Raw genomic sequence first — 11901 nt, forward strand, 5'->3', positions numbered from 1 at the left:
CCTTTCTATTCAATACCCGCGCTTTTCGGCGCTTTATTCTTCCTGATTCCTTTGCGTACTGCCTCTACTCCGAAGAAGCCGGTGCCCATGCACGGCACGCTGGGGCCCGCCCCGGTGATTGATACGCCGCTGATGAAGCAGTATTATCAGCTTAAAGAGCAGCACCCCGGCGCGCTGCTCCTGTTCCGCGTCGGCGACTTCTACGAAACCTTCGGCGAGGATGCCGTGACGGCTTCCCGCATCCTGGACATTACCCTGACCAAGCGCGGAGCCGGCACCTCGTCGGAAACCCCGCTGGCCGGCTTCCCCCACCACGCCCTCGACAACTACCTGCCCAAGCTGGTGCGGGCCGGGCAGCGGGTGGCCATCTGCGACCAGCTCGAAGACCCCAAGCAGGCCAAGGGCCTCGTTAAGCGCGGTATTACCGAGCTGGTTACGCCCGGGGTGTCCTTCAACGACAACGTGCTGGAGCGCCGCTCCAACAACTACCTGGCCGCCGTGCACTTCGGGAAGCAGGAGTGCGGCATTGCTTTCCTCGACATCAGTACCGGCGAATTCCTGGTGGCCCAGGGTGACCATGCCTACCTGGGCAAGCTGCTCCAAAATTTCAGTCCGGCTGAAGTCTTGTTCTGCAAGAAAAGCCGCTCGGAGTTTGAGCAGCACTACGGCCCGGATTATTGCCACTACGCGCTGGATGAGTGGGTTTTCGGGGCCGACTACACCTACGAGACCCTAACCCGCCACTTCAACACGGCTTCGCTCAAGGGCTTCGGCATCGACGGGCTGCGGGAAGGCATTACGGCCGCCGGCTGCATTATGCACTACTTGGCCGAAACCAAGCACACCGACATTGGTCACATTGCCAGCATCGGCCGCCTGGAGGAGGATAAGTACGTGTGGCTCGACCGGTTCACCGTCCGCAACCTGGAGCTGGTGCACGCCCAGCACCCCGGCGGCGTACCCCTGATTGACATTCTGGACCAGACCGTGACGCCCATGGGCGCCCGCCTGCTGCGTAAGTGGGTGGTGCTGCCGCTCAAGGAACCCGCCCAGATTCAGCGCCGCCTCGACACGGTGGAAGGCCTGCTCGACAACCCCGAGCTGCTCGGTGAGCTGGTACAGCACCTCAAGCAGATCAACGACCTGGAGCGCCTGATTTCCAAAGTCGCCGTGCGCCGCATCAACCCCCGGGAGCTGCTCCAACTCAGCCGCGCCCTCGACGCCATCGGCCCGATTCGGGAGCTGCTGGCCGGCTCGGGCATGCGGGCCTTACAGAAATTGGCCGACCAGCTCAACGCCTGCGAAACCCTGCGGGAGGAAATCAAGGCCAAAATTCGGCCCGACGCGCCCATTCTCACCAACCAGGGCAACGTGCTCAACGAGGGCATTGACCCAGAGCTGGACGAGCTGCGCAGCATTGCCTTCTCAGGCAAAGACTACCTGTTTCAGCTCCAGCAGCGCGAAATCCAGAACACCGGCATTTCGTCCCTGAAAGTGGCCTACAACAAGGTATTCGGCTACTACCTCGAAGTCACCAACGCCCATAAGGACAAGGTACCGGCCACCTGGATTCGGAAGCAGACCCTGGTCAACGCCGAGCGGTACATTACCGAGGAGCTCAAAACCTACGAGGAAAAGATTCTGCACGCCGAGGAGCGCCTGTTCGTCATCGAGCAGAACATCTACAACGAGCTGGTCTTGTCGGCCATGGACTTCGTGCCCCAGATTCAGCAGAATGCCCGGGCCATCGGCATCATCGACTGTCTGGCGTCCTTTGCCGCCACGGCCCGGCAGCAGCGCTACGTGAAGCCCGTGGTAAACGACTCGACCCTGCTCGACATCCGGGCCGGCCGTCACCCGGTCATCGAGCGGCAGCTGCCGCCCGGTGAGGCTTACATTCCCAACGACATCCGCCTCGACCAGGAAGAGCAGCAGATTGTCGTCATTACCGGGCCCAACATGGCCGGTAAGTCGGCCCTGCTACGCCAGACCGCTCTGATTGTGCTCCTGGCCCAGATTGGCTCTTTCGTACCTGCCGACGCGGCCACCATCGGCGTCATCGACAAGATCTTCACCCGCGTGGGTGCCTCCGATAACCTGAGTAAGGGCGAAAGTACCTTCATGGTGGAGATGACCGAAACGGCCAGCATCCTCAACAACCTCTCGGACCGCAGCCTGGTGCTGATGGACGAAATCGGGCGGGGCACCAGCACCTACGACGGTATCAGCATAGCCTGGGCTATTGTCGAGCATTTGCACAACAACCCCCGGGCCCGGGCCAAAACGCTGTTTGCTACCCACTACCACGAGCTCAACCAGCTGGCCGAAGACTGCCCGCGGGTGCGCAACTACAACGTGGCCGTGCGCGAGGCCGACGGCCGCATCCTGTTTATGCGCAAGCTCGTGGAAGGCGGCTCCGAGCACAGCTTCGGCATTCACGTGGCCCGCATGGCCGGTATGCCCACGGCCGTGGTGCTGCGGGCCAACGAAATCATGCACCACCTGGAGCAGGAGCGCGCCTCCACCGGCCTCGAGGAAGGCCCCACGGAATTTGACGAAGTGCTGGCCGGCTTGGAAGCCGAGCCGAAAAACGGCAAAGCCAGCCGGGGCCCGGTGGCCCAGCCGGCCGCGGCCGTAGCCTCGGCGCCCCGCCCCAGCCTGCAGCTGAGCATGTTCGAGCCCGCCGACCCGGTGCTGGAGCGTATCCGCGAGCAGCTCCAGCAGCTCGACGTGAATACGCTCACGCCCATCGATGCCCTGCTCAAGCTCAATGAGCTGAAGCTGGCGCTGGGCGCTAAGAGCAAGTAAAAGCCGGTTGCTTTGCCTTCAGGGAGGAAAATTATGAAAATTTTTCTCCCTGAAAATGAGCTAGAAAGGCCTTTTGCAGCGAAATTTTAACGATTATTTTTGGGGTAGCCCTTGACTCAAAGGAAAACGGTAGTACCTTTGTCACATCAAAACGCCACTACGGCGCCAAAGATCAAAAGCGAGAGTAGCTCAGTTGGTAGAGCGCGACCTTGCCAAGGTCGAGGTCGCGAGTTCGAACCTCGTCTCCCGCTCCAAGAGGATGTTGCATCAGCAGCATCCTCTTTTTGTTTTTAGCTTTAGCGGACCAACCAGCACCTGCCTGCTATGCCCGCTTCGTGCAAACATTCCTGTCGGTGATGAACACTTTCGGCGGCTTGTGGCGGAAGGTTTTTCTATAGCCCAGGTGATTATGCGCATGGGGCTCGTGCCAGCGGGTGGCACCTACAAAACAGTGCGGCAGCGTATTCAGCAGCTGGCTCTGGATACCAGCCATTTCACGGGTAGCGCCTGGAATTCGGAAAACGCTACCGGAACTTTGGGCTTACGTTTCCGCTTTCCAAAATCTTGGTTGAAGGTTCAACTTATACTTCACCGCCCCGCTTGCTGAAAGAAGGGCTAAAGCTGTGGCAATGCGAACAGTGTGAGCTGACCCACTGGTTGCAACAGCCTATTCCTTTGGGACTTCACCATATCAACGGGGTAAATAATGACCACCGTATTGAGAATTTACAGCTATTATGCCCAAATTGCCACGCATTAACAACCCGCTACCGGGGTAAAAACCAAGCAAGAGCCAGAGTGGTGGAATGGTATACACGAGTGACTTAAAATCACTTGCCTTAAGGGCTTACGGGTTCGAGTCCCGTCTCTGGTACTACAGAAAATCCCCCGCTGCGTGAAGCAACGGGGGATTTTTTGTAGTAGGCCCTGGCCGCTTAGAAGAATAGTAAAAGTTGAATTTCTGTAGCTTTGCTCTGGCTAACTGAAGCTGGTCATTAAATGGCCGTTCTGGCGTCGGGCGGCAACCTAAAGGGGCGGCTACCAGTTTAGCTGCTTACCAATTTTGCTTATCACGTTAGTTGTATGGGTCAACGCCTGCTGTACGAAACTCCCCAAATCAGTATCCGCTACGATTATTTTGCCGAGTGGCTAGACGTGGAATGGATTGGCGACCAGGACTACGACTCGGTGGTATCGGGCGCAACGAAGATGCTGGAGTTTGTGCGGGAGGAGAAGTGCCGCAAGGTGCTCAACGACAACACGCGGGTGACCAGCATGTGGGCTGACGCCGCCGAGTGGGGCGGTAAAGAGTGGTTTCCGGCCATGCGGGAAGCCGGCTGCGAGTTTTTTGCCTGGGTGTACTCCCCCAACGTCTACAGCCGCCTCTCCACCGACCTAACCCTGCAGTACACCTCGGCCGGCATCGTGGTGCTCACCTTCGACGACATCAGCATTGCCCGCACCTGGCTGCAGCAGATGTAGCAGCGCCCGGGGCGCTGAGGTGGTAGCTAGCGGCGGCCGGCGGCCGGAGTTCCGTACCAGCGCAGCAGGGGTACCAGAATAATAACGGGCAGGGGCGAAACGATAAAATCGATGAGGCGGCGGCCCAGCTGGTAGGCCCAGCTCGCGTCGCCGAGCAGCTTACCGCCCAGCAACAGCAAAGTGCAGGCCCCGAATACGGCCGCGTAGAGCTGTAGCACCAGCCGCATGCGGGCCGTATCGTAGAGGGCCGCGTAGAGCACGCCCAGGCAAGCCGCCGTGTATAGCAGGGAATAGGTGAAGACGGCCGGCAGGCTACGCGTGGTGACCAGCGTGCTGATTCCGCTCTGCGGCTTGGCGGCCTGGGCGCTCAAGCCGAGGGTGAGGAAAATTTTCTGCCAGGCCTGGGTCAGTGCCACAAATACCTGGTCGTTGTGCATACCCACCCAGAACAGGGCCGCTACGAGCAGGCCGGCGGTCAGGCCGCGCACTATTACGATTGGGTACGACGAGGGCGAAGCCGCGAAATCAGGCATGGGCGAGGAGAGGAGCGGGGTTGGCCAGGCGGCGGGCCCAGAGCATCCAGAGCAGAAAAATGAAGGCGTACACGATAAAAGTAAACGTGTAGTGGTGGTTGAATTCGACCGTGTGGTGGGAGTACATATGGTTCAGGGCCAAAGCCCCGATGCGCACCACGTTGATGCCGTAGATAACCAGCATGCCCACCGGAATAAACCACAGCTTGCGTCGCCACGGCCCGGGAAAGGCCAGCACAAAGCCCGCAAACAGCGCATAAAGCACCAGCCCGTTGCAAGGGTGGCCCACCCGCACCACCGGCTGACTGTTGAGCAAGACCAGGTACGGATCCAGGCCGTGCACGCGGCTGTCGAAACCCAGGCCGCGCAGGGTGGCGGCGCTGGCCGTGGTAATGTTGGCCGACAAAGCCGCATCGAGGCGGCCATCGGGAGCCAGAGTCCGCTCGTAGCCGAAAAACCAGAGGGCGTAAAACACGACGGCCAACACCAGAAAGCGGCGTAAGTCGGCGGGAGCGGGCGAAACGGGAGCAGGCATAAGCCGGTAAGAATATAAGGGAGCTAAGGATCCAGCGAATATACCGGTTCTGCGGCACATGCCCCCGGCCGCGGCGGCGGCTAAGCCGGGTAAAAAGCCCCTGGCAGACGCTATTTCCGCCTTAGCCTGCCAGTCAGTCGGCGGGCTTTTGCTACCTTTAACCAGAGTACCGTTCCCGATTCCTATGTCGTTGCCTTCCTCTGACCTCGTGCCGCCGATGCAAGCCGCTGACTATCAGCAAAAGATCAAGCAAGTATTTGCCGAAGTAGGCAAAGTGGTGGTGGGGCAGCAGTATATGGTGGGCCGCCTGCTGATTGGCCTCTGCACCGGCGGCCACATCCTGCTGGAAGGCGTGCCGGGACTGGCCAAAACTCTGACCATCAGCACGCTTTCCAAAGTATTGCACCTGCATTTCCAACGCGTGCAGTTCACCCCCGACCTGCTGCCTTCCGACCTGGTGGGCACTATGATTTACAACCAGAACCAGTCGGTATTTGAAGTAAAGAAAGGGCCGATTTTTGCCAACCTCGTGCTGGCCGACGAAGTGAACCGCTCCCCGGCCAAGGTGCAGAGCGCCCTGCTCGAAGCCATGCAGGAAAAGCAGGTGACCATCGGCGAAACCACCTACCCGCTGGACCTGCCGTTTCTGGTACTGGCCACCCAAAACCCGGTGGAGCAGGAGGGCACTTATCCGCTGCCCGAGGCCCAGGTCGACCGGTTCATGATGAAAGTACACGTGGACTACCTTAAAAAGACCGACGAGCTGGAGGTGATGCGCCGCATGGCCAACATGAGCTACGTGGGCGAGGTAAACCCGATTCTGACCAAGGAAGACATCTTCGGCATCCGCAGCATGATCAACCAGGTGCAGATTTCCGAGACGCTGGAGAAGTACATCATCGAGCTGGTGTTTGCCACCCGCAAGCCGGCCGAGTATGACTTGGCCGAGTTTGCGCAGTACGTGCAGTTTGGGGTGAGCCCCCGGGCCAGCATTGCCCTGCACCGGGCCGCCAAAGCCGTAGCCTTCTTCGACGACCGGGACTACGTGCTGCCCGAGGACATCAAGGACGTGGCCGGCGACGTGCTCAACCACCGCATCCTGCTCAACTACGAAGCCGAAGCCGACGGAATCCGCACCCAGGACCTGATTGAAGCCATCCTGCGCAAAGTCCCGATTAGCTAAATAGTGAATGAGTGATTAAGTGAAGTTTTGTCCGCTTAATGCAGCTCTACGGCTTTGAACAGCCAACTCACTCATTCACTCATTCACTCATTTCCCGCTTGTGTCGAAGATTTCCAAAACCCTGCGCGGGCTGGCGGCCCTGGCGCGCAACCCCTGGCTGCTCAACCACGTGCTGGCCGCCGATGAAGCCAGCTGGCAGCGGCGGGCCCAGGCCCACGCGGGTCGGCAACTGAGTGCGCAGGGCCTGCCCCTGGTGGCGTTGCACACCTTCCTGTCGGCCGCCGATACCACCGTGCAGCCGTTTGCCTTTCGGGAAGGTGGCTCCTTGCCCACCGACTTGCTGCTGCTGCGGGCCTTATGCCGGCGGGTGGCCGCGGCTACGTACTTCGAAATTGGGACGTGGCGGGGCGAAAGTGCGGCCAACGTGGCCGAGGTGGCCCAGGCCGTGTACACGCTGAATCTGTCGGCCGAGGAGCTGCGGCAGCTGGGGCTGCCGGCGCGCTACATCGAGCTGCACGGCTTTTTCTCCCGGCCTTTGCCCAACGTGACCCACCTGCACGGCAACTCGGCCACCTTCGACATGGCCGCGCTGGACCGAAAGTTCGACGTGATTTTCATCGACGGCGACCATACCTACGAGGCCGTGCGCACCGATACGCGCCGGGTGTTTGAGCACTTGGTGGGTCCCGAAACCGTGGTGGTGTGGCACGACGCCAGCCGGCAGCCCGGGCAGCCGCGCTGGGAAGTACTGGCCGGTATTCTGGATGGCCTGCCCACCTCGGCTATCGGCCCGCTAGTGCAGGTCGAAAACACCCTCTGCGCGCTGTACTCACCCCGGCCGCTGCCTACCCGCACCCCCGACCCGCTGGCCGACCCAGAGCACTGGTTTGCGGTGCAGCTACGGCAAGTTGGCGCCTAAGCCGGCTTGCGCCCGAGCAACTGCCGCAGGTAGGATAGGTCGGCGGGGCCGGGCACTAAAGCGGCCCAGCCAGCCCCGGTAGCTTGCAAGAATTGGTGAAACAAATAGGCCGTGGACGCCAAATACGACAGGCTAGTGGCCAAGGCCGCGCCGTTGATGCCCAGCCTGGGAATCAAAAGCCAGCAGGCGGGCAGCGTCACGAGCAGGCCCACGGTAGTCGCCAGGTTATTGACTCGGTAGCGGCCTACGCCAGCAAAATAAGTGCTGCACATCACGCTAAGGGCAATGGCCACCACGCCGGGCGCCAGCCGCAGAATCACGGGCCGGGCGGCCCCAAATTCCGCCCCGAAGATGGCCGTCAGCACCTGGGCCGGCAAGGCGCAGAGCAGCAGCACCGCCAGGGCTGTGCTCAGCAGCGTGAGGCGGGCAATGCGCAACGTTGGGGCAATCTGGGTGTGCTTATCAGTGGCGTGCACCAAATCGACGTACTGCACCAGGGCTGTGCTGCGCGGAATCAGCCAGATGGCCTCGGCCAGGGCCACGCCCACGCTCAGTACGCCCAGAGCCCGGGCGTCGGCGTAGTGGGCCACGAAGTAGTAGCTCAGGCGGTAATTGGCAAAAGCCAGGATGTTGGATAAATGGGCCCCGCGGCTGTGGTGCGCCAACTCCCGGGCTGCCAGGCCCAGGCCCCGCCCCGCCGCCCACTGGTCGGGCAGCCGGAGCAGCACCCCGAAGCTGAGCAGTAGCGGCAGCCCGTAAGCCAGGTAAGCGGCGTAGTAGTACACGGCCACGGTACGCCACTGCCAGCCCACAAAGGCCAAGGCCAGGCTCCCGGCCAGCAACCCCACCTGCAGCCCGTTGAGCAGATTGTAGGCACCTTCTTTTTTGCGGCCCAGCAGCAAAGAGCTGTTGATGGAGAAAAACGCCTGTAGCAAGGACAACCCCAGCAGATGCAGCAGATATTGCGGCGCCACCGGCCGGGCCAGCCCCACTACTACCGTGCCGGCCGCGCACACCAGCGTGGCCCAGCCATAGGCCGGTACCAGCAAGTGCCAGATGCTGCGGCCTGGGGCCAGGTAAATCAGGGACGAGCCGCCGAGCAGGCCAATAAACAGCAACAGGGCCGCGCAGTCCGTCACGAACAGGCTCACGTCGCCGCGGCCAGTAGCGCCCAGGTAGCGCGCCGTTAGCCACACGATGGCGAAGCTGAGTAGGGCTGTGGCCAGGCGGGTGGCAAAGTTTTGCAGAATCCGGCGAATCATGGGCGCAGGGGAGGGGTAGGAGACCCGCCGGCCGTCGGCATCAGGAGTTGCGCGTAAAGCTGGACAAACTGCCGGCCGACCTCCCCGTAGCTGAAGTGGGCCACGGCGTGCTGGCGCAGCTGCCGGGCTTCGAAGCGTTCCGGATGCCGCAGCACCGTGGACAGGGCCTGTTCCAGGGCAGCTTCGTCACGGGGGGGCACCAGCAGGCCGCGGGAGCCGTCGGGCGGCAGCAGCTCGGGCACCCCACCCACGGCGGTAGCCACCGCCGGTAGGCCGCTGGCCTGGGCTTCAATCAGGACGCAGGGCAGGTTTTCGTAGTTGCTGAACAAGACCAGGCAGACAGCCTGGCGCATTTGCTCCGCCACCTGGGCTGGACTGAGCTTGCCTAAAAAGAATACGTGGGTATCGAGCAGGCCCAGGTCGGCTGCCAACTGCCGCAGTTCGGCTTCGGCGGGGCCGTAGCCGGCAATGCGTAGCGTAAGCCCGGGCCACCGCTCACTCAGCCGGGCCACCACCCGTAGGATTCCGCTCAGGTTTTTGGCCTGCTCGTTGAAAGCCGCCACGTGGAGCAACGGCCCGGCTCCGGCCCGGTCTCGGGCAGTGTTGTTGCCGGCAGCAGGCTTAAACAGCTGGGTATCCACCACGTTGGGCAGCACTACCGCGCGGGCATTGACCAGGCCCAGCTGCTGCATGGCCTGCCCCAGGTTGCGCGACACCGTGTGCAGGGCCGCCGCCTGCCCCACAATGCGCTGACTCAGCCACCGCCGCAGCTTACCCATGCGGCCCGCATTCTGGGGCAGATACAGCGTCCAGTGTTCGGTAATGAGGTAGGGAATACCCTGGGTCAGCTTGAGCCACCAGGCAAACAAGCCCGTGCGCAGCAGCACATGCACGTGCGTAAGCTGGGGTGAGCCGCCCCAGTGCGTAGTCAGGCGCCGGTAGCCCCGGCCGAGGCACCAGAAGTACAGCAGCAGCTTCAGCACTTTGTCCAGTGGGGCCAGGCCGGTGGGCTGGGCCCGGTAGTAATAGCGCAGCGTGGGAATTTCCCCGTTCAGGTCGGCTTCGCAGTCAGTCAGGCCGGGCAGGGGGCCGCGGGCTACGGCCGCAAACAGGACCGCCACTTGGGCGTGCGGGGCAATGGCGGCCACGTGGCGGGCCACGAAGTCGCCATCCTGGTCGTCGTAGCGGTGGGGGTACCACTTGGGCAGCATGAGCACGCGGGGCAGCTTCATAAGGAGTGCAAGCTACGGCTTTTGCCGGCGCGGCCGAAAAGCCTGGCCTCAACAAAAAAGCCTGCTCCCAGGTAGGAGCAGGCTTTTTACGTAAGGTTGGTAGGAGTGCGAATAACTAATTAATCGTCACTAGGATAATTACTTGGCTACCACAAAGCGCGTGGTCTGGCTGGTTTCGCTGGTGCTTACTGTGGCCACGTACACGCCGTTGCGCAGCGAGGCCGGTAGGGCTACCTGCTGCGGTCCGGCGGCCAGCCGACCGGCTTCAATCAGGGCTACGTTGCGGCCCAGGGCATCGGTAACGCGGATGGTGGCCACGTCGGCGCGCTTGAGCTCAAACGAGAGCAGGGCGGCGCCGGCGCTGGGGTTGGGCGCCACGCTCAGGCTCTGCACCTGGTCGGAAGCCGACTTGGTAGCCAACGTCTGACCGGGCAGGTTGTAGCAGGTGTTCTGGGGGTTGAAATTAGTCCAGCCCGTGGCCCAGTTGGTGCTGCCGAATGCGCCGCGGTAGGTAACCACGTCGAAGGTGCTGTTCGGTCCGCCGTTGCCAGCACCGGTCAGCTTGGCATTGGTGAAGGCGGCGCCGGTGTTGAGCAGCGAAGCGGTGGGCAGTTGCAGGGTTGGCACGCAAGGCTTGTTGGAGCAATTGCCCTCGAAGAAGAAGTTGTCGGCATTCAAGCCCAGCGCGGCCACCGTGCGGGTGGTGTCGTTGCTGCCACCCACGAAGGTGTTGACGCTGAAGCCAGCCGTGCTGCCACTGTTGGAGGTGACGCGGGCCGCGCGGGTGCCGGAGCCTGCCAGCACGTTGTTGGCAAACACCAGGGAGCCGCCCTGGGCGCTGTTGGTGGTCAGGTTGGTGGAGTTGCTATTCAGCTCCAGGCCGTAGGGCCGGCCGGTAATTACCGTATTGAAGATGCTCTGGGCCGAGTTGCGGCGAATCAGGGCGCCGGCCGCGTTGTTGAACGGCGAGGCCGGAGTAGGGGTGGTGGGCAGCAGAATGGTCATGTTCGAAAACACGGCCGACGTCTGGGGAGCGTTGGCCGTACCAGTAGCATCATTGTCGCTTTCGAAACCGTTGGAAACCCCGCCCGAGGCAAAGTCCCCGCGGCGCGGGTCCCGGATAGCCAGGCCGTATTGCACGCGGCCCGAAAAACCGTTGTCGGTATCGAAGTCGTCGTCGGTGCTGCCCAGGGCAATCAGGTACTTGGCGTTGACCGTACCGCCAAACCACTCGAAGGAGTCGTCGCCGGAAGCCGTTACCTGGATGTGGTCGATGGTGGTGCCCGAACCCACGCCGCCCAGGGTCAGGCCATTGATTTCGTTGTTGGGCAGGAAGGCAATGCCGGCGTACTCAATCCGCACGTACTGCAGTACGCCCGAGTTGTCGGCCGCGTTGGTACCACCGAAGGTAGCCACCACGCCCCCTTCAATGGTGGGGTTGCCGGGCAGGTTTACCGGGGCGCGGCCGCAGATGATCAGGCCGCCCCAGTCGCCGGGGCCCCGCGAGCCGGCGGGCTGGTTGGAAGTGAAGACGATGGGCTGGCTAGCCGTACCAGCCGCGTTGATCTTACCACCCTGGCGGATGATCAGCGCCCCCTGGTTGGTCAGGTCGCCTTTGATAATGGTACCCGACTCGATGGTCAGCGTCACGCCGTCATTCACGTACACGGCCCCGTTGAGCAGGTAGATATTGTTGCGCGTCCAGGTGGTATTCTGCGTGATTTCGAAGCCCGATTTGTCGGGACGGCCCAGTCCTACCGAAATTACATTGGAAGCCGTGGAAGGGCAGGTTTGGGCCTGCGAAACCAGCGGCGAAGATGCCAGAGCCAGAGCAAGCAGAGCCGGGAGTACAATCTTTTTCATGCGAAAATGGAAGGATGAAGAGTAGTGCTTTTTGCGCCTCAAAGGTCTGATCTTCCTAACGCGTTTCGGCCCGGTGAGACGTTA

General features: G+C 61.8%; 9 protein-coding genes and 2 tRNA genes. 6 read left to right on the forward strand and 5 right to left on the reverse strand.

Annotated elements, in window-relative coordinates:
* Nucleotides 1-87 precede the first annotated feature (87 nt).
* From mutS to CLV45_RS14130, 4 genes are all read left to right on the forward strand, one after another.
* Nucleotides 88-2808 carry a DNA mismatch repair protein MutS gene (gene mutS, locus CLV45_RS14115; protein ID WP_100337120.1) on the forward strand — a complete coding sequence of 907 codons (2721 nt, stop codon included), beginning with the start codon at nt 88-90 and terminating at the stop codon, nt 2806-2808.
* Between the two features lie 178 nt (nt 2809-2986).
* Nucleotides 2987-3062 (forward strand) — tRNA-Gly (locus CLV45_RS14120).
* Nucleotides 3063-3600: 538 nt separating this feature from the next.
* A tRNA-Leu gene (locus CLV45_RS14125) sits at nt 3601-3682 on the forward strand.
* Nucleotides 3683-3891: 209 nt separating this feature from the next.
* On the forward strand, nt 3892-4290 hold the full coding sequence (locus CLV45_RS14130; RefSeq protein ID WP_100337121.1) for a hypothetical protein: 399 nt from the start codon (nt 3892-3894) through the stop codon (nt 4288-4290).
* 26 nt (nt 4291-4316) lie between these two features.
* Here the strand turns inward: CLV45_RS14130 and CLV45_RS14135 are convergent, their stop codons facing one another.
* Together CLV45_RS14135 and xrtX are read right to left on the reverse strand one after the other, a co-directional pair.
* Entirely contained in the window at nt 4317-4823 is a 507-nt protein-coding gene (locus tag CLV45_RS14135) for an XrtX-associated membrane protein (RefSeq protein ID WP_157807500.1), read from the reverse strand.
* Nucleotides 4816-5358, reverse strand: coding sequence for an exosortase X (xrtX, locus tag CLV45_RS14140; protein ID WP_394338488.1), 543 nt, complete (start codon nt 5356-5358; stop codon nt 4816-4818). The genes CLV45_RS14135 and xrtX overlap by 8 nt, the downstream gene beginning before the upstream one ends.
* A gap of 184 nt (nt 5359-5542) precedes the next feature.
* Here xrtX and CLV45_RS14145 point away from each other — a divergent pair, with 184 nt between their 5' ends.
* Nucleotides 5543-6541 carry an AAA family ATPase gene (locus tag CLV45_RS14145; protein ID WP_245882869.1) on the forward strand — a complete coding sequence of 333 codons (999 nt, stop codon included), beginning with the start codon at nt 5543-5545 and terminating at the stop codon, nt 6539-6541.
* 100 nt (nt 6542-6641) lie between these two features.
* Nucleotides 6642-7460, forward strand: a complete 819-nt coding sequence (locus tag CLV45_RS14150) for a class I SAM-dependent methyltransferase (RefSeq protein ID WP_157807502.1) — start codon at nt 6642-6644, stop codon at nt 7458-7460.
* Here the strand turns inward: CLV45_RS14150 and CLV45_RS14155 are convergent.
* The 3 genes from CLV45_RS14155 to CLV45_RS14165 all read right to left on the reverse strand — a co-directional run bounded on the left by CLV45_RS14155 (nt 7457) and on the right by CLV45_RS14165 (nt 11817).
* Nucleotides 7457-8722 carry a lipopolysaccharide biosynthesis protein gene (locus CLV45_RS14155; protein ID WP_100337126.1) on the reverse strand — a complete coding sequence of 422 codons (1266 nt, stop codon included), beginning with the start codon at nt 8720-8722 and terminating at the stop codon, nt 7457-7459. The genes CLV45_RS14150 and CLV45_RS14155 overlap by 4 nt on opposite strands.
* Complete coding sequence (locus CLV45_RS14160) at nt 8719-9954, reverse strand: glycosyltransferase (protein ID WP_100337127.1); 1236 nt, start codon at nt 9952-9954, stop codon at nt 8719-8721. Before CLV45_RS14160 ends, CLV45_RS14155 begins: the two co-directional genes overlap by 4 nt.
* Before the next feature lie 138 nt (nt 9955-10092).
* Nucleotides 10093-11817 (reverse strand): T9SS type A sorting domain-containing protein, encoded by a 1725-nt coding sequence (locus CLV45_RS14165; RefSeq protein ID WP_100337128.1) that lies wholly within the window; start codon nt 11815-11817, stop codon nt 10093-10095.
* Between the last annotated feature and the right edge of the window lie 84 nt (nt 11818-11901).

Origin of the sequence: Hymenobacter chitinivorans DSM 11115, from assembly GCF_002797555.1 — a bacterium.
Lineage (GTDB): Bacteria > Bacteroidota > Bacteroidia > Cytophagales > Hymenobacteraceae > Hymenobacter > Hymenobacter chitinivorans.